The sequence below is a fragment of the Pararhizobium sp. PWRC1-1 genome (assembly GCF_049897905.1).
Taxonomy (GTDB): Bacteria; Pseudomonadota; Alphaproteobacteria; order Rhizobiales; family Rhizobiaceae; genus Pararhizobium.
Genome location: NZ_JAFCXE010000025.1, coordinates 1 through 17,015, shown reverse-complemented (window position 1 = coordinate 17,015; position 17,015 = coordinate 1). Strand labels below are relative to the sequence as shown.

14 protein-coding genes and 2 pseudogenes are annotated in these 17,015 nt (G+C 58.3%); 4 read left to right on the top strand and 12 right to left on the bottom strand.

Annotated elements, in window-relative coordinates; genetic code table 11:
* Positions 1–722: 722 nt before the first annotated feature.
* Positions 723–1,684, bottom strand: a pseudogene (locus tag ACP7E0_RS28520) (enoyl-CoA hydratase/isomerase family protein).
* A 343-nt stretch (positions 1,685–2,027) separates the two neighbouring features.
* On the opposite strand from ACP7E0_RS28520, the gene ACP7E0_RS28515 reads away from it, so the two are divergent.
* Positions 2,028–2,705: a type 1 glutamine amidotransferase domain-containing protein gene (locus ACP7E0_RS28515; protein WP_426129936.1), complete on the top strand. Its 678-nt coding sequence runs from the start codon at positions 2,028–2,030 to the stop codon at positions 2,703–2,705.
* Between the two features lie 130 nt (positions 2,706–2,835).
* Positions 2,836–3,903 carry an NAD(P)H-dependent flavin oxidoreductase gene (locus ACP7E0_RS28510; RefSeq protein WP_426129934.1) on the top strand — a complete coding sequence of 356 codons (1,068 nt, stop codon included), beginning with the start codon at positions 2,836–2,838 and terminating at the stop codon, positions 3,901–3,903.
* Between the two features lie 328 nt (positions 3,904–4,231).
* Here the strand turns inward: ACP7E0_RS28510 and ACP7E0_RS28505 are convergent, their stop codons facing one another.
* Both ACP7E0_RS28505 and ACP7E0_RS28500 read right to left on the bottom strand, forming a co-directional pair.
* Positions 4,232–5,458 (bottom strand): epoxide hydrolase family protein, encoded by a 1,227-nt coding sequence (locus ACP7E0_RS28505; RefSeq protein WP_426130056.1) that lies wholly within the window; start codon positions 5,456–5,458, stop codon positions 4,232–4,234.
* A 127-nt stretch (positions 5,459–5,585) separates the two neighbouring features.
* Positions 5,586–5,987 carry a cupin domain-containing protein gene (locus ACP7E0_RS28500; protein WP_426129932.1) on the bottom strand — a complete coding sequence of 134 codons (402 nt, stop codon included), beginning with the start codon at positions 5,985–5,987 and terminating at the stop codon, positions 5,586–5,588.
* A gap of 94 nt (positions 5,988–6,081) precedes the next feature.
* Here ACP7E0_RS28500 and ACP7E0_RS28495 point away from each other — a divergent pair, with 94 nt between their 5' ends.
* Positions 6,082–6,798 (top strand): SMP-30/gluconolactonase/LRE family protein, encoded by a 717-nt coding sequence (locus ACP7E0_RS28495; RefSeq protein ID WP_426129930.1) that lies wholly within the window; start codon positions 6,082–6,084, stop codon positions 6,796–6,798.
* Between the two features lie 883 nt (positions 6,799–7,681).
* Here ACP7E0_RS28495 and ACP7E0_RS28490 read toward each other — a convergent pair.
* The 4 genes from ACP7E0_RS28490 to ACP7E0_RS28475 all read right to left on the bottom strand — a co-directional run bounded on the left by ACP7E0_RS28490 (position 7,682) and on the right by ACP7E0_RS28475 (position 11,733).
* Positions 7,682–8,983 (bottom strand): epoxide hydrolase family protein, encoded by a 1,302-nt coding sequence (locus tag ACP7E0_RS28490; RefSeq protein WP_426129928.1) that lies wholly within the window; start codon positions 8,981–8,983, stop codon positions 7,682–7,684.
* Positions 8,984–9,422: 439 nt separating this feature from the next.
* The gene (locus tag ACP7E0_RS28485) at positions 9,423–9,824 is read right to left on the bottom strand and encodes a cupin domain-containing protein (RefSeq protein ID WP_426129926.1); all 402 of its coding nucleotides are present in this window, start codon (positions 9,822–9,824) and stop codon (positions 9,423–9,425) included.
* A 281-nt stretch (positions 9,825–10,105) separates the two neighbouring features.
* The gene (locus ACP7E0_RS28480) at positions 10,106–10,522 is read right to left on the bottom strand and encodes a VOC family protein (protein ID WP_426129924.1); all 417 of its coding nucleotides are present in this window, start codon (positions 10,520–10,522) and stop codon (positions 10,106–10,108) included.
* Positions 10,523–10,785: 263 nt separating this feature from the next.
* Positions 10,786–11,733 (bottom strand): GlxA family transcriptional regulator, encoded by a 948-nt coding sequence (locus ACP7E0_RS28475; protein ID WP_426130055.1) that lies wholly within the window; start codon positions 11,731–11,733, stop codon positions 10,786–10,788.
* 115 nt (positions 11,734–11,848) lie between these two features.
* On the opposite strand from ACP7E0_RS28475, the gene ACP7E0_RS28470 reads away from it, so the two are divergent.
* Positions 11,849–12,646: an SDR family NAD(P)-dependent oxidoreductase gene (locus ACP7E0_RS28470; RefSeq protein WP_426129922.1), complete on the top strand. Its 798-nt coding sequence runs from the start codon at positions 11,849–11,851 to the stop codon at positions 12,644–12,646.
* A 701-nt stretch (positions 12,647–13,347) separates the two neighbouring features.
* On the opposite strand, the gene ACP7E0_RS28465 is transcribed toward ACP7E0_RS28470, so the two are convergent.
* The 5 genes and pseudogenes from ACP7E0_RS28465 to ACP7E0_RS28445 form a co-directional block, all read right to left on the bottom strand.
* Positions 13,348–14,256 carry an ABC transporter ATP-binding protein gene (locus tag ACP7E0_RS28465; RefSeq protein ID WP_426129921.1) on the bottom strand — a complete coding sequence of 303 codons (909 nt, stop codon included), beginning with the start codon at positions 14,254–14,256 and terminating at the stop codon, positions 13,348–13,350.
* Positions 14,257–14,486: 230 nt separating this feature from the next.
* On the bottom strand, positions 14,487–14,738 hold the full coding sequence (locus tag ACP7E0_RS28460; RefSeq protein ID WP_426129920.1) for a hypothetical protein: 252 nt from the start codon (positions 14,736–14,738) through the stop codon (positions 14,487–14,489).
* A gap of 18 nt (positions 14,739–14,756) precedes the next feature.
* A complete protein-coding gene (locus ACP7E0_RS28455; protein ID WP_426130053.1) occupies positions 14,757–15,164 on the bottom strand; it encodes a helix-turn-helix domain-containing protein in 408 nt (135 codons plus the stop codon).
* 80 nt (positions 15,165–15,244) lie between these two features.
* Positions 15,245–16,324: a nucleotidyltransferase family protein gene (locus ACP7E0_RS28450; protein ID WP_426129918.1), complete on the bottom strand. Its 1,080-nt coding sequence runs from the start codon at positions 16,322–16,324 to the stop codon at positions 15,245–15,247.
* Positions 16,325–16,417: 93 nt separating this feature from the next.
* Positions 16,418–16,930 (bottom strand): annotated as a pseudogene (locus ACP7E0_RS28445) (helix-turn-helix domain-containing protein); the annotation flags it as partial.
* Between the last annotated feature and the right edge of the window lie 85 nt (positions 16,931–17,015).

Sequence of the window (17,015 nt, the reverse complement as noted above, 5' to 3'; positions counted from 1 at the left end):
CATATTATGAGGCAGGACCAACCGATGGTCCCGTCGCAATGCTCATGCACGGATTTCCCTACGACATTCACAGCTACGTGGACATCGCTCCCATCCTTGCCGAGCGCGTCATCGGGCTTGTCTGCATAAACAGCTACCTTATCCAAAACATCTCCAAATCTCAGGGAACCCGCGCCGCCGGTACCAGTACTACTTCCACCAGGAGCGCGGTCGCGCAGGGCTTACAAAATATCGCCGGGAAATCGCGCGCATCCTTTGGGAGCAATGGTCGCCGAATTGGACGTTCGACGACGCGACGTTCGAGAGGGCGCCTTACCTGTTCCCAGGTTCTGCAGTGTGGTCGGCAACTGCAAATTCACGCGCATCTGCCTGGTCCAGGTGATGTCGGTTGTGCGGGCTGCTCGTCCGTGAACAGAATAGGTCTGGCCCCTTAAATAGCTTCTGATAAGGAAGTAAGGCTGCGTCGTCGGATTTGTCAGCATCGATCGTCTCCGTGATAGTCACTGAGAATTTCTGCATAGGACCTACCTCCTCCTGGGCTGGATTCTAAACTTAACAAGACGATGGCTGGAAGGTATCTGCGATCCGACAGACTGGGATGATGTCAGAAGACTACTCTCGCCAGTTCTGCTTGGGTACGCTGAGACCACCCTGGCCGAACGTGTCGATCCGATGGCCGAAGCGTACCTGGTCGTTCAAGGCGCGCTCAGGCAACCGCGCATTCACTTTGTAAGTTCGCCCGTATAATCGCCAAGTCTGAGCTCCACGTCGGGGTTCGTTTGCAGTCCGAGTTCCATAAGGCGTTTGATTTTTTCTTGCGCCTGAGGGCGCTGCACGGACGCGATAAATGCATTCCATTCCTCACCGATGGCCTCGTTCGGAGGCAGGCTTGCACCGTTTACAAGGCGTTTGATTTCCGCAATGGCATGTTTGTCGAACATTGAGATGCGGGTGGCTAGCGAATCCACGAAGGCGTCGAGCTCAGTGTCCGGCAACGACCTGTTCACATAACCGTACCGCTCGGCAATCTCGCCATTGATGTCGCTACCGCTCAATAGCACTTCGAGCGCTCGGCCGCGGCCAATCAGCCGTGGAAGACGAGCCATCGGCCACCGCCCGGAACAAGCGCCGCGCCAATCTCCCACTGCGAAAGGATTGCTTTTTCTCGACTTGCAAACCGCATATCGCTAGCGAGCGCAAGCTCGCTGCCCACGCCTGTCGCCCGGCCGCGGATCGATACAATGGAAACCACTGGGGCGCGGCTCAAGCGTATCAGCATATCGGGTAGGGGATGCAGTCCAGTCGGCCCCGCAGGCAGACTGGTCGACTGTTCCAGCGGAGGCACGAAATTGTAGTGAGTGAGAAAAAAGCCCGGCACGGCACTGTCGAACACGACTACCTTAACATGATCATCAGTCTCGATCGCCTTTATCACGGCCTCGAGCTGCGGAATGGTCTCGGGGCCAAAAATGTTGAATGGTGGGTTGTCCAGCGTGACCCGCCAGTATGACGGACTGCGTTGTTCAAGCCTTATCTGTTGTTGCGCAGATTTCGTGCCATCGACTTTTTCTGCGTTCGCCTGGTCGGTGCTTTTTACGTCCGCCGACGAGGACGAGTCCGCAAGAACGGGTCCTGCAAACGCGGTGGCCGCCAGGATCGCTGCGACGAAAAGATTGTTGCTCATGATCTGCCTCACTCCTGTTCCGGTGAGCGTTATCACCCCCCGGCGGGCCTCTCCGGTCAGACAATCACTTGTACAGCAACAAGCCAATCCGATGAACACCTACTCGCCGGAAGATAGAGATGCCGGAAGTGGAAGAGTGAACGCTTTGGAGGGAACGTGATATAAACAGTATGGCCGGGTCTTGGTGTAACGACCGAGCAAAGCAAGTCTGCCGTTTTGCGGAAGACTGAATGTCGCAACGGATGCATTCCGCCTCGCCTGGTAATCGACCATTGTATTCGTGCGGCGCGTCAACCGGCCGCTGGCACTGCGGGCACTCCGCGCACGATTTGGGAGACCGACAATGAAGATCTTGATGGTGCTGACCTCACATGATCAGCTTGGCGATACTGGAAAGCCCACTGGTTTTTGGCTGGAAGAGTTTGTTGCGCCATATTATGTTTTCAAGGACGCCGGAGCGGATGTAACCCTGGCTTCGCCGAAGGGTGGCCAACCACCCGTCGACCCAAAGAGCGACGAGCCGGGCAACCAGACGGACGCAATGACCCGCTTCAAAGAGGACGAGGCCGCTCAGAAGGTTCTGGCCACCACCGTGAAACTTGTGGGCGTCCACTCCGAGGACTATGACGCGGTTTTCTACCCGGGCGGCCACGGTCCAATGTGGGATCTTTCGAACGATCCTGCATCCATCGCCCTGATCGAGGCATTCTACAATTCTGGTAAGCCAGTCGCAGCGGTCTGTCATGCCCCCGCGGCTCTCAGCAAAGTCGTCGCTAACGGGCAGCCGCTTGTCAAGGGCAAGCGGGTCACTGGCTTCACCAACTCGGAGGAGGACGCCGTCGGGTTGACCGATGTGGTGCCTTTCCTTGTCGAAGACGACCTCAAGCGTTTGGGTGGCAGCTACGAAAAGGCCGCGGACTGGGCGGATTTCACGGTCGTGGACGGCCTGCTGATCACGGGTCAGAATCCTGCCTCGTCGGCCTCGGCCGCGAAGGAACTGGTCAAGATGCTGAGCGTCTGACGCCGTCGGGGTACAAGCCCTGTCTCCGTGAAGGCGAACACGGAGATAAAGTGTAAGGCTTTTTTCTTGGGGACACGAGCTCGTTCTCATCCTTCCCTGGGGTGGCACCGAAGTGGAGCGGTTTTTTCCAATGCGACATGACAATCGACTGCTTGATCTTCTCGGGATCGAACTCCCGATCATTCAGGCCCCGATGGCCGGATCGACGACGCCGGAAATGGTTGTCGCCGTGAGCAACGCGGGTGGGCTTGGTTCTCTTCCGAGTGCCCTTTATACGGAGGCCCATCTCAGGGAGGCACTGAACCAGGTGCGCGCCGGTACAAGCAAAGCAATCAACTTGAACTTCTTCTGCCACGCGGGTGCAAGTCATGACACAGGGCAGCAGTCTGCGTGGCGAAGGCGGCTTGCAAAATACTACCTCGAAGAGGGCCTTGATGCCGACATTCCTATTCCCGAAGTTGGACGAGCGCCCTTTGATGACGCATTTTGTACCATCGTGGAGGAGTACCGTCCGGAGGTGGTGAGCTTCCACTTCGGTCTGCCATCACCACCGCTCCTCGAGAGGGTCAAGAAATCTGGCGCAAAAGTGCTTTCTTCGGCCACCACCGTCGCCGAGGCGCGGTGGCTGGATGCCCGCGGCGTCGACGCGATCATTGCGATGGGATGGGAGGCCGGGGGGCATCGAGGCAACTTTCTCACTGACGATATGGCAAGCCAGGTTGGGACGATGGCGCTCGTGCCTCAAGTTGTTGACGCGGTGACGGTTCCGGTCATCGCGGCCGGCGGTATAGCGGATCGAAGGGGAGTAGCAGCGGCATTTGCGCTTGGTGCGGTCGCAGTTCAGGTCGGCACGGCTTTTCTTGTGACATCCGAAGCTCGAATCCACGCGGTCTGTCGCTCAGCATTAGCCTCGCACGACAGTGCCACGGTAATTACAAACCTATTCACAGGACGCCCGGCAAGGGGGATAGTAAACCGCCTGATCTCGGAGATTGGCCCTGTCTCAGAACTTGCTCCGGTGTTTCCGACGGCTGGAACGGCATTGGGCCCACTGCGCAGCGCTGCCGAGGCACACGGCCGGGCTGATTTCTCTCCCTTGTGGGCTGGGCAGGCCTACCCTCTCGCGAAGCCGATGTCAGCGGCCCAGCTTGTCCGGAATTTGGCCGTCGCTGCAACAGCCAATAGAACCAACGAATAGACTTGATCGCACGCCAATTCATGCTCTATCGCTGGCTTAATGCCGAAAACATACTCGTCAAGCTCCGGGCCAGCGACCGTACTCACAGGGTCACCGTGGGACTGAAGAGAATGATCGAATTGTAAAATCCCAGAGCCGATTAGCGGCGCAATTCGACCGATCACACTGCGCTCGGCAAAATGCCGCTCCTCCGCGGCGCGGCGCCGTGACAGGGCTGCCCTTAATCGGGACAGCCATTTTTGGGTGAAACCATAAGCACCATGTTTCGTGTCCCCCTGGTCCTATCAGCGACGTGGAAAGTGCAGGGGTCAAACGACAGCGGTTGAACCTACCGCAATGTCCTAAACGCCGCTCTTACTTCTTGGCTGAAAAGGTCTGGCTGCTCCCACGCCGCGAAGTGGCCACCCTTGGCTACTTTGTTGTAGTAGATGAGATTGGTATAGGCCCGCTGAACCCACTTTTTAGGTGGCCTGTAGACCTCTCCCGGAAACACGGTAACCGCGGCGGGAATACTGATTGGAACAAGTTTGGCGTTTGCAGCGCTGTTTTCCCAGTATATTCGGCCGCTGGAGGTCCCGGTGTTGGTGAACCAATAGAGGGATATGTTGTCGAGAATCTCGTCTCTGGTAAACGAGCGCTCCGGATCCCCGCGGGTGAAAACCCAGTCGGCGAGCTTGTCATAAATCCACGCCGCCAGCCCAACCGGAGAATCGGAAACCCCGTACCCGATCGTTTGAGGACGCGTTCCCATTATCGCCGCATAACCAAATCCTTTGGTGAGGAACTCGCGGGCCTCGTCGAACAAGGCTCGCTCTTCCGTGGACAATCCCTTTGGGGCGGGATCACCGTTCCTGAGCGCCTTGCCGATTTCCGGTGGGATTGTGGTGGAGCGTTCTATCCTGTTGACGTGGATTCCCAGCAGCCCTTGATGTGCCTGCCGGCCCATGGCGTCGGAAATGATCGCCCCCCAGTCACCGCCTTGCGACACGTAATTTGTGTAGCCCAAACGCTTCATGAGAGTATCCCATGCCGTTGCTACGCGTCCGGGATTCCAGCCCGTGCCGCTGGGTTTTTCGGAAAAGCCAAAACCGGGGATGGAAGGCAGCACAAGATGGAAGGCGTCATCAGCAGACCCTCCGTGGGCGGTGGGATCTGTTAACGGTCCGATCACTTTCAGCAACTCGAAGACCGAACCTGGCCAGCCGTGTGTCATGACGAGTGGAAGCGCATTGGGATGACGGGAGCGCACGTGGATGAAGTGGATATCAAGGCCGTCGACGTTCGTCAGAAACTGGGGTAGGGCGTTCAGTCTTGCCTCCGCACTGCGCCAATCGTAGCCTGTCTCCCAATATTGCATGAGCGCTTTCAATTTGGCGAGTTGCACGCCTTGAGACCGATCCCCGACCGTTTCTTCTTCCGGCCACCGCGCCTCCGCCAGCCGGCGGCGTAGGTCGTCAACGGATGACTGTGCGACGTCTGCCCGGAAAGGACGGATTTCTACGCTTGAAGTTTGCGCCCTTGCACCGGATACCCCGGGCATTCCGGAAAGTAGCAGGGCCGATGATCCAATCGCCGCCGCGCTAAGAAGCAGTGCTCTGCGGGAGAGGGATGAATTTCCACTTGATTGGTGAGTGGTCAAGATTGCACCCCTTTCCCGAGGACAAGCTGATGATCAAGATTGTTCACTTTACGGGAACGACGAGAGGCGATCCCTTTTCGACAACATACGTTGCTAGCTCCGAAGCTTCACCGTCGCCGACGTTTTTCGCAAGGTGCGCAACGCCCGCCGGAATGAAAAGCGATTCGCCTTCGTTGAGCGTGACAGGTTGCCCACCCTCCAGCTGATATTCGAGCGTACCCTTTAGCACATACGCGACTTCTTCGCCCGGATGGGAGTGCTTGATCGAAACTGCGCCAGGCTGAAAATCGACACGCACCTGAAGGACTTCGCGGCCCGGAGCGCTGATATCGTTTTGCACCAGGTCGGTGCGCTGAATTCCGTTCTGCTGCGCGTGCGCCGCATGCATAGATAAGCCGGCACTTGCGATAAGAAGAACGGCAGCTATTTTTCCATTGAATTTCATGTCCTGATCCTTTTGTGAGATGCTTCGTGCCCGCCGCGTCGTAAAGCCCATATCAGGGGGCGCGGATCTGATTGGAGCCACCATTTGAGCCCTGATGTGTATCGAGCGTGTGTCCACTGAGTGGCAGTTTTGTAAGCCATTGTACGAACGACGACGCCAAGCCTACAGACGTTATGTCGATCGCCGCTGGGAGGCGGATTCAGCTGGCCTCGAGATATCTGAGGGGCGCTTCTGGGTCGGGAGCATAAGCGAGACAACCCCCCGCCGCCCTGAGGGCGCGCTGTACCGGATCGATCATGACGGACACTGCATGCGTATGCTCGACGGGCTCTTTACCTCGAACGGCCTCGCGTGGTCAGCGGATGGGCGTCGGATGTTTCATTCCGACAGCCGCGGCCAGATTATCCGGGTATTCGACTACGACCCCGAAACGGGCGAAATCTCCTCTGGTCGCGTCCTGGCCCGGCCGTCAGAGACCGAAGGGCGTCCGGACGGTGGTACGGTCGATAGCGAGGGCTCCTACTGGACCGCCGGCGCTTGGGCAGGCTGCCTCAACCGATTTTCTCCCGAAGGCCAGTTGCTGGAGCGCCAAATCCTTCCCGTCGCTGCGCCCTCTATGTTGTGTTTTGGCGGTCCTTTTCTCGACCAAGTCTTCGTCACCTCGTTATCTCGCGACACTGCGAAAGGCAGCGAGACAGGTCAGTTACTGTCGTTCTCCTCCAAAGTAGTGGGGCTTCCCGGCCATCGCTTCCGTCCACTTGTTCAAACGGGTTTAGAGCCTCTCGGCGGCACGACGAGCGAACTTCGTTGAGATAGTCACAGACATAAAGCTTTAGCAAATCGCGCTGATCAAAAGGCGAATGCGCCTTTGTCTCGGGGACCGACGGGGAGACCAAGATCGGCAATTTCAAGTTCATGGACAAGGCGCCATGCCGGCATAGTCATTCACAGCAGAGTCGGCTTTTTGCGGAGATTGGGCGAATTGACGGTTTTCCGTCTCAAGAGACACGGATGACCGCACTCCGCGCGATGCCTGCAAATTCCAAGGCAAGCCGCCCCTCGTTCAGAAATGATGCCGCCCCCTGATTGGGTTGTTTGTCGGGTGTCGGTTGGTGAGATGCTCGCCCTTTCAGTTGCGCTAAGGGGAAGGAACGCGATGCCAGAGGAGAAAGATGCGCGTGCTGATCTTTCGAAGTCAGCGATGCGATGCCGGGAGCGGCGCTCTACAAGTCCTCCGGGACGAGACGGCGCGCCGCCGCAGCGCCGAGCCTGTCGAGGTCAGTGTCCGGCAACGACCGGTTCAAATAGCCGTACCCGCTGGGCAATCTCGCCATTAATAGTCGCTACGCTCAGTAGCGTTTCGAGCGCCGACAGCGGCCAATCGGCCGTGGAAGTCGAGCCATCGGGGCCTCCACCCGGAACAAGCGTCGCGCCAATCTCCCACTGCGAATTTTCGACTTGCAAACCGCATGTCACAACCGGGGCGCGGGTCAAGCGTATCAACATATCTCGTATGGCCCGCTGCGACGACCGCGTTGAGCTGCGGTATCGTTCCGGCCCAAAGAGGTTGAAGGGCGGATTGTCGTCGGTTGCCGGTGCTTTCTGCGGCTGCCTTGTGAGCGGTGTCTTATCCCATTTGATGTTCGCTTCCCCTTGGGATAACAGAATTGTTGTGAGTGACGGATTTCGCGCGCTCAGATTTCCTTCCGCAGAGATCGGAACGCGGCTCTGAGTTCGGCGGAGAAAAGCTGCGGCTGTTCCCAAGCGGCGAAGTGTCCGCCTTTGTCGACCTCATGGAAGTAGACCAGGTTGCGATAGGCCCGTCGCGCCCATGTCTCCGGGGTCCGATAGATCTCCTCCGGGAAAACGGTGATGGCCACCGGGAGCGAGATCTCTGCCGTCATCTCCGGCGCCGACAAAACCGGACTGCGTCCGCTGTATTCCCAGTAAATCCGCGCCGATGAGGCCGCGCTGTTGGTCAGCCAGTACAGAGTGACGTCATCGAGCACTTCATCAGGCGACTTTTCGGGATCGCTGTTGTCAAACGTCCAATGTGAGAACCCCGGATGTCCGAGCAGCCACGCTGCAAGTCCGGCCGGTGAGTCCGAGATGGAGTAACCGATCGTCTGCGGACGGGCGCCCATCATCACGGCGTATGACCTGTTGCCCATTTTGGCGGCCGCGCTCAGCGCATCGAACGCCGCGCGCTCCTTCTCGGACAGTCCCGCCGGCGCCGGCGCCCCGGCGGCCAGCAGAGCAGCAATCTCAGGCGGGATAGCCGCCGGCAAATTGATATGAATGCCAAGCAATCCCGCCGGTGACTGACGCGCCATCGCGCTCGATATGGGGGAGCCCCAGTCGCCGCCCTGAGCGACGTAGCGGGTGTAGCCGAGGCGACTCATCAGTTCCGCCCAAGTCCGGGCGATGCGCTCAGGACCCCAACCGGTGTCCTTTGGCTTGCCGGAGAAGCCAAAGCCCGGGATCGACGGCAGGATCAAGTCGAATGCGTCCTCTGCACTTCCACCATGGGTGGTGGGATCGGTGAGTGGCCCGACCGTCTTGAGCAGCTCAAACACCGAGCCGGGCCAACCATGCGTCATGATCAACGGCATAGCGTTTGGATGACGCGAGCGCACGTGGATAAAGTGAATGTCCACGCCGTCGATCGTGGTTATGAATTGAGGCAGGGAGTTGAGCTTGGCCTCCGCCTTTCGCCAATCGTAACCCATGCCCCAGTAGTCGATGAGCGGCTTGAGCTTCGCTAGCTGTATGCCTTGCGACTGGTCATCGACCGTTTCCTGATCCGGCCAGCGTGTCGCAGTAATGCGCCGGCGTAGCTCGTCGAGTGCTTCCTGGGGGATACTGACGGTAAAGGGGCGGATCGAAACACCTCCGGCCGCCGCGCGCACCGCTCCGGGAAGCACGCTGAGGGCGGCGGCGGCGGCGGCGGTTGTAAGTAGTTCGCGCCGGGTTGGCGCTAGCGATATTGCAGACATGTCGTCCTCCTGTATCAAGCCGCACATTCGCAGCCGGTTCCGGTTTGCACTTTCGCGGGGGGCAGGTCTGCCCCACGAAAACATGGTACGCGCAGTCGAATTCAGAGGCCACTTAACCTCTGTGAGGAAATCTGAAACGTTCTGAAGTGTTAAAAACGCCAGTTGGCGGCCCTGGCACTCGACAGAGAAGATAGGCCTTGTCTAACCGGGCTAACCGCGATCATGAGAGCCGAAGATGGCGCCGCGACGCGGGTGTAACTCCGGTTGGCTACGCCCTCCCTTCGTCACACCCCTGCCGCCGAGTCTCACCCTGACTGACGCTGAGTCTCACCTTGATTGTTGCCCCGCAGTTCTGCGGGAGAGGAATGAATTTCCACTTGATTGATGAGTGGTCAAGATTGCACCCCTTTCCCGAGGACAAGTTGATGATCAAGATTGTTCACTTTACGGGAACGACGAGAGGCGATCCCTTTTCGACAACATACGTTGCTAGCTCCGAAGCTTCACCGTCGCCGACGTTTTTCGCAACGTGCGCAACGCCCGCCGGAATGAAAAGCGATTCGCCTTCGTTGAGCGTGACAGGTTGCCCACCCTCCAGCTGATATTCGAGCGTACCCTTTAGCACATACGCGACTTCTTCGCCCGGATGGGAGTGCTTGATCGAAACTGCGCCAGGCTGAAAATCGACACGCACCTGAAGGACTTCGCGGCCCGGAGCGCTGATATCGTTTTGCACCAGGTCGGTGCGCTGAATTCCGTTCTGCTGCGCGTGCGCCGCATGCATAGATAAGCCGGCACTTGCGATAAGAAGAACGGCAGCTATTTTTCCATTGAATTTCATGTCCTGATCCTTTTGTGAGATGCTTCGTGCCCGCCGCGTCGTAAGCCCATATCAGGGGGCGCGGATCTGATTGGAGCCACCATTTGAGCCCTGACGTGTATCGAGCGTGTGTCCACTGAGTGGCAGTTTTGTAAGCCATTGTACGAACGACAACCCAAGCCTACAGACGTTATGTGGATCGCGCTGGGGGTGCGGATTCGGCGGGCCTCGAGAGATCGGGTGAGCCGGTTGACCGGCCCACAGTGCGTTCGAGCAAACCACCTCGCGACTACGAGCCGAGGTTATGCCGCTACCGAAGGATCTTCCGGTCCAACTCGGAAGACCAAAAACTTGTTTCCCTCCGGATCGCGGAAATAGGCGCAGTAGGATCCGTCCGGGTCGTCGGTTCTCATTCCTGGCGCACCTTCGTCCGTTCCGCCTAACTTCAGTGCAAGGGCGTGGATGTACCGGACCTGGGCGCGGGAGCCAGCTTGGAGCGCGACCATTCCGCCGTTTCCGACGTTGGCCCGCTGTCCATTGAAGGGATTGATAACGCCGAACTCAGGTGCCCGCAGTCCATAGTAGACTGCCCGACCCGGCTGGACGAGGACTCGTCCGGCCCCAAAAACGGCAAAGATCTTGTCGTAGAAGTCCGACGCAGCATCGAGGTTGTTGGTGCCAACGGTAGTATGCCCGAGGAAACTCTTCATTTCAGTCATAACTGTTCCTTTCCTATCACGGTTCTCGCGAAAGCCGGATTGCCTCACGGTTCTCGGGGAATAGGCGCTCCGCATGTGTCTGGGATGTTTCTTGGACGATGCCCTACAGTAATGAAGTGTTGCGCAATCAAAGCCAGTTACACTTCATTACAAACCGAGCCGTGCTCTTCGCCGCTAGCCGGACGGAACCTGAAAGCTCGTGATCTACAATCCTTGGTCCGCCAGCGATGGCTGAAGCCCGACAGCGACGATATTGTTCTCCGTCATTCGCCCTCATCAACTGCCCGTGCATTGCGGCGGATGGCCTGAGGTGGCTGTCCGAACGCGCGCAGGAATGCCCGACGCATGCGCTCCCTATCGGCAAACCCGGTTTCGGCCGCGACGTACTCTATGGGGTGACGACTTTGCTCCATCATTAGCCGGGCGGCTTCCAGACGCAGATGCTCGACGGCCTTGGCGGGTGACTGTCCAGTCTCTGACCGAAAGGCACGGCTGAACTGACGGGGACTGAGATGTGCTGCATCGGCTAGTTGCTCGACCGACAGCGCCGACTTGAGATTCTTCCTGGCGTAGTCGAGGGAGCTCTGGATGCGATCGGATTTGGCATCCATCTTGAGTAGTTCGGAATGCTGAGACTGACCACCTGCGCGACGGTGATAGAGGACAAGCTTCTGGGCAACCGAGCGAGCGAGTTCTTGTCCGTAATCCTTTTCGACCATTCCGAGGGCTAGATCGATTCCAGCACTCATGCCCGCTGACGTCCATATGTCTCCGTCGATGATGAAAATCCGATCCTCCTCCATCTTCACCTTTGGATAGCGCTCCTGCAGCTCGCGGGCAGACAACCAGTGAGTGGTCGCTCGCTTGCCGTCGAGGAGGCCCGCCTGGGCAAGTACAAACGCCCCGGTGCAGATTGAAGCGGTTCTTCTTGACGCCACACTTGCCCGACGGGCGAAGTCTATCATTCCGGACGATGCCTCGAAGGTCCCCATGCTGCCACCGAAGATGACGGTATCGAAATTGGGATTGTCGAAAGCCTTGGAATCCGCCGTGAGGCCCTGCGAGCTGCGGACCGGGCCACCCTCCTCTGACAGAACGTCGATCTGATAGATATTCTCACCAGCGGAGATATTGGCAAACTCGAATACCGAAATTGCCGCCAGGTACATCAGCTGAAAACCTGGGACGAGGACAAATCCAATGCGCTGCATGCTAAGTTCCTGTGGCCTGAAAGGTTGCATATACGACATTTGAGACGGGTTCGATAGAGCGTAGGTTCTCTTTACGGCAAGCATTCAAGCTTGCTTCAAAAGAAGGATCACCGTCATGAACACCACTGTACACAGGGGAACCGCATTCGTCACAGGCGCATCCTCCGGGATAGGTGCGGTCTATGCAGACCGTCTCGCCCGGCGGGGCTACGACCTCATTCTGGTGGCACGTAGCGGAGACAAACTGAAGGCGCTGGCTGCCAGTATCACAGATGAAACCGGACGATCGGTCGAAACGCTGCCCGCCGATCTGACAAAGATGGACGACTTGTCGCGCGTCGAGCAGGTGCTGCGCACCGACGCAAGCATCACGCTCCTCGTCAACAACGCTGGTGTCGGAGCCACTGCGCCGCTTCTGCAATCTGACATCGTGAAAATGGAAGCCATGGTGGCGTTGAATGTTACCGGACCGATGCGGCTGACCTATGCCGTCGCTCCTGCCTTCGTATCCCGCGGCACCGGTACGATTATAAACATCGCCTCTATCGTCGCCATTGCACCTGAGGTTCTCAACGGCGTCTATGGTGGTAGCAAGGCTTTCATCCTGGCCTTCAGCCAATCCCTTCATCACGAGCTCGCCGACAAGGGCGTCCGGATACAGACGGTTCTTCCTGGCGCGACCGCAACCGACTTCTGGGATGCTGCAGGGCTTCCAGTGGGGCATCTGCCCTCCGAGATCGTCATGTCCGCAACCGACATGGTCGACGCAGCACTTTCCGGGCTCGATCAGGGCGAACTGGTCACGATTCCCGCCTTGCCGAACATCGCCGACTGGAATGCCTTCGATACTGCGCGGTTGGCACTCGGTCCTAATCTGTCGCATGCGGCGCCCGCAGCTCGCTACTCAGCTTAAGCGTCTCGTAAATGCATGGCTGCCCCGATCGAGAGGCAGTCATGACATTGCTACTCCGGACGCATCGGGCGATTTTTCCTATGGGATCGGTCCGCGCAAACAAGACGCGGGACCCCTTCAATCGCCAAGAGGTATACACGCCGCTAGCGTTGCATCTGCCGTGCTCGCGCTCAATCTGACCATTCGCACGGGCAGGCGCGCGTCGCCGCTCACAATAGTCGGCAGACGCGTGCAGATCCCAGCTATAAAAGTTCCTAAATCCCGCGTCACGCTACGCCATGGCTGCCCTCTCGTCGCCGGTCAACGCGATGGCGCCACTCTTTTCACAATCACCGGCGCAGTTGGGTGTCTTCGCCCGACGGTGTCAGAGGATCCGCTTGATCGCAGTATTGAACCGTAGGCGCTCAGCGGCTTGATAACGAACCCAAGCAAGTTGGAAGATATGCACCCTACTCTGCATTATCGTGCGTATCTGGTCGGAGTGATAAGCTGCCACGGTAATCGGCGGACGCACATACATTGGCTCTCGGGTTTGGCGGTCTTTGTTCAGATCTCAAGGAGTTCACCGAAGTTCGCTAGCTTTGCTAAGAGCTGAAATCCGATCGTAAGGACCTTGTCGCAGGTTTCTGCCCACTGAAGGCTGCGGATGGCCACTGGAGCTTTGGCGCAGTTCGATTTCGTGTTCCTGGCAGCCAGGATCTCTATTTTCCACGACAAGAGGGCGACGGTCCCACAGCATAGATTGATTCGCGTGGGTCAGCGGCAATCGGTATTTTCCGGATCGGGAGCCTCTCTGCGGGAACGTGACAGCGGACAAATCCGCTGCCCGTTTGCTGTACGGGCGGCCGCGTCTCGGCGCAGATGCTGCCAAGCTGGCGGGGACAGCGGCCGGCGAGCGGGCAGCCGATTCCGGGCACTGCCTTCGACGCCGGCATGGCCGGCGGGCGGGAAACATAGTGGTCCTTACTGAGACCGGGTGCGGCCTCCACCAGCATTTCGGTATAGGGGTGGAGAGGGGCGGTCAGCAGCGCGTCAGTATCGAAAAATTGCATCAGTTCGCCGCGGTAAAGCACCGCCACCCGGTCGGCGAGCTGTTGCACGACGGCGAGGTCATGCGAGATGAACAGCATCGCGACAGCGTGTTTTTCTTTGAGGGACCGCAGCAGTTCGACGATCCGCGCCTGCACCGAGACATCGAGCGCCGACAGGATCTCATCGCAGATCCGCTGGCGCTCGCCGCCGGAAAGCTGTTCCGGGAACCGGTCTAGATAACCCGCATGCAGGCCGACTTTCTCCAACACGCCTTCGAGGGCCCTTTCATCCGTTTCTATACCGAAATGATCGAGTGGGCGCGCGAGAATAGCCCGGATGCATCGGCGAGGATTGAGCGAGGCGTCGGGATTCTGAAAAATATACTGGATCTGCCGCAACTGTTCGACCGAGCGGCTCCTCAGTGTCGGGGCGAGCAAGCCGCCCGCAAGGCTGATCAGGCCGGCGCGGGGCGGCAAGCGGCCGCTGATCGCTCGGGCGATCGTCGACTTGCCGCTGCCGGATTCGCCAACGAGTGCAACCACTTCGCCAGACCGCAACTCAAGATTGATCTCGCGCACGACGGACGGGCTCCTTTTGCCAAGAAAGCGCCGCATAATATGCGGAATCCCATTTGGGACAAGCTCAGGGGGATGTCAGCCGAAGGCCAACGGTTCGCCAGCTAAAGCCCTCAATATGTCCGGTCGCACTTCCTTTACGGTAGGGTCGGATTGTATTCCTTATTCCCAGAAGCTTCCCAAAAAGCTTCTCGAGATGTCCGGGCATGCGAGTGTAGGCAGCGGATCGGTAGTCAACTAGAAACGGAGGGACCACCAGCGAATGGCGGCGGCGGGCCGTCCGCTCCGAGCAAGATTTCACCATTGCCAAATTCGGCCGTCAGGCTTTCGATCAGGGCGATTTCGTTGGTCGTTAGAACGTCTTGGTAGATGAACCGCCATTTGGCGCGGTAGAGCAGCCACGCGATTTCGCGATCGATAGCCTGCTCGGGGTTTCTGTTCCAGCACAAGGTCGCAAGACTGGGGTATTCATTCGGGACGATCATCAGCGCATTCATTTTTCATCAAAATCCAACGAACTTGCTTTTGGCCTCGAGAGGTTCTTGCACCGTGCCTTCTAACATCTCGCTGTCCCGCACACCGCGCGGCTTACTGATCCGCTTGGGGGCTTGGTCCCTCATCTGCATCATTGTCACATGATCGTGCACCGGGTCCGCGATGTTTGTAAAGGCATCCAATCGGCCGAGCGCGTGTAGTGCCATCGCCAGAGTATTGAGCCCGATGCCTGGGTCTCCGCTTTCCAGTCGATGCAGGGTAGCGCGAGAGATGCCGATACGCCTTGCGAAGTCGTCGGCCGCAATCCTTCTGACGCGGCGGGCAAGGGAGATGTCTTCGCCAATCTTCTTCATGGCACGATCGACCGTGGGATAAACTACGCCACCTCTAGCCATTTTGATTTTTGCATCGCCCATGTCGCTCAACTGAAACGTAACCGCTAGTTACGTCTTATAAATGATACATATAGATGTTGAACGCAAGCTTCGACCCTCGATCATTGTGCTGTTCCCTTGCCGAGTTCATTCACCGATACGCCCACGGCGGCCGCCAGTGCTGCCTTCCCGTTGCCAGGCATCATCCACAACCCCGATATGAGCGCCTCTTGCCACGATGGCCCGCGCTCCCATGCCTCACGGTAGGCATCGGCCAGAACATCGCTCTGTCGCGTCTCATTCAGAGCCTCAGCGAGCAGCGAGGCTTGGAATAGGTCTTTGTCCCGCTTTGCCCGCCCCGGCGCGTCAGTAAGCCGTCTGGAGGCCACGATGAGCTTATGGACGGCATACCGTTCGGGAGCCGGGACAAGCACGTTCACGCCTTCCCGGTGCAAAAGCACGGTCCTCACAGGCTCGTAGATCAAGTAATCCAGGAACCGTAGGTTTTCCGCCGAGGCACCGCCAAGGGCAGGCATAAGGGACGGCTTGCCAGCGTAATCATCCGATCCCCGATTTCCCGTCAGGAATTCCACGCGATATTTGGCGGAATTCACAAAGGCGACCACCCTCGCTTTATCCGACTGGTGCGGTACCGCCCGGAATGTCGGATCGACCGATTGAAGAACCTCCATAATGGGCGGGAGGCTATCCCCGACCTCGGCCGAGATCGCGTAGTCCTGCGCGAAATCGGCATCCCCGGTTTGCAGGGAGGCATTCGGAAGCCGAACACCGAGGAGGCCCGAATAGCAGCTGAAGGCCACGGAGCCGATCAAGACAGCCCGCAGGCGGAAGAGCCCCGCATCCGCCAGAGCTTTGGTCACGTCACCCGCGAACCGGTCAGGGGAGGCCATGCCGCCGCTGCGAAGGAGCGCCGCGACAAGCCGCCGACGTTCACGGAGATCATCTTTGATTTCCCGATGCGCCTTAACCCGGACCGTGATTTCTTCGTCGGCCTCCGGTCCTACATATCGCCGCTTGTCGCCCTCGGGTGTCGGATATTCGAAATACCAGTAGCCCTTTCCCTTGACGGGGACGTTGACGAACCGACCATCAAACGAAAAGTCAGCCTGAAACTGCGCGTCGAAAGACCGCTGCGCCAGTTCTGCGAACATGGTCCGATATGCCAGGTCGATCTGTCTCATGGCTTCAAGGCTCCGTTATAAGGGATTTGTCAATTCCTTATAACGCTCGCGCTTGCTTTTCGCAACCGCTTGAGAAATGCACCGAGCGAGAAGCGTCGCGTCATCGATATAGACGAGCAGGGCGCATTTGGGCCCACGGTTCTCGAACCACCAGTGATGCGAGCCATCGATCTGCACCAGTTCGCCAAAGCAATCACGTCGGCCGCGTGGCTGGAAAACCTGTTTCTTGCGTTCTCTGCGTGAAACCCAGATACCAGCCTCGGTCATCCATTGTCGCAGCGTCTCCTTGGCAACAGAGATCCGGTGCAGCTCGATCAGCTTCTCACGCGCCAGCGTCGGACCGAAATCTGCGTAGCACTCACGTACCAATGCTACTGCATAATCCCGAACCCCGGAACTGATCCGGTTGTTCGACGGCCGCCCAATCGCCTTGTGGCGGATCGACGCCGCACCGGATGTTCGTATTCGCTCCAGCAGCCGCTTAACTTGGCGCGTGCTCAAGGCCAGAACATGCGCCGCCGTCACCAGCGTCATATGACCATCAACAACCTTCGACAGAACTTCGATCCGCTGCAGATCACGCTCGCTCATCGCAATCAATCCCATCTGCAATCTCCCAGACGTCAATCAGACCCGGGGAGTGTGACATTCTAACTTTGCCGAATTAGGACATTCTAACTTTGCGGCTACA

What these genes read in the sequence shown, in the direction of transcription:
- ACP7E0_RS28515 (WP_426129936.1), top strand. Translation starts at nt 2,028, where the DNA reads ATGAAGATCTTGATGGTGCTGACCTCACATGATCAGCTTGGCGATACT.
- ACP7E0_RS28510 (WP_426129934.1), top strand. Translation starts at nt 2,836, where the DNA reads ATGCGACATGACAATCGACTGCTTGATCTTCTCGGGATCGAACTCCCG.
- ACP7E0_RS28500 (WP_426129932.1), bottom strand. Translation starts at nt 5,987, where the DNA reads ATGAAATTCAATGGAAAAATAGCTGCCGTTCTTCTTATCGCAAGTGCC.
- ACP7E0_RS28495 (WP_426129930.1), top strand. Translation starts at nt 6,082, where the DNA reads ATGTGTATCGAGCGTGTGTCCACTGAGTGGCAGTTTTGTAAGCCATTG.
- ACP7E0_RS28490 (WP_426129928.1), bottom strand. Translation starts at nt 8,983, where the DNA reads ATGTCTGCAATATCGCTAGCGCCAACCCGGCGCGAACTACTTACAACC.
- ACP7E0_RS28485 (WP_426129926.1), bottom strand. Translation starts at nt 9,824, where the DNA reads ATGAAATTCAATGGAAAAATAGCTGCCGTTCTTCTTATCGCAAGTGCC.
- ACP7E0_RS28480 (WP_426129924.1), bottom strand. Translation starts at nt 10,522, where the DNA reads ATGACTGAAATGAAGAGTTTCCTCGGGCATACTACCGTTGGCACCAAC.
- ACP7E0_RS28475 (WP_426130055.1), bottom strand. Translation starts at nt 11,733, where the DNA reads ATGCAGCGCATTGGATTTGTCCTCGTCCCAGGTTTTCAGCTGATGTAC.
- ACP7E0_RS28470 (WP_426129922.1), top strand. Translation starts at nt 11,849, where the DNA reads ATGAACACCACTGTACACAGGGGAACCGCATTCGTCACAGGCGCATCC.
- ACP7E0_RS28460 (WP_426129920.1), bottom strand. Translation starts at nt 14,738, where the DNA reads ATGATCGTCCCGAATGAATACCCCAGTCTTGCGACCTTGTGCTGGAAC.
- ACP7E0_RS28455 (WP_426130053.1), bottom strand. Translation starts at nt 15,164, where the DNA reads ATGGGCGATGCAAAAATCAAAATGGCTAGAGGTGGCGTAGTTTATCCC.
- ACP7E0_RS28450 (WP_426129918.1), bottom strand. Translation starts at nt 16,324, where the DNA reads ATGAGACAGATCGACCTGGCATATCGGACCATGTTCGCAGAACTGGCG.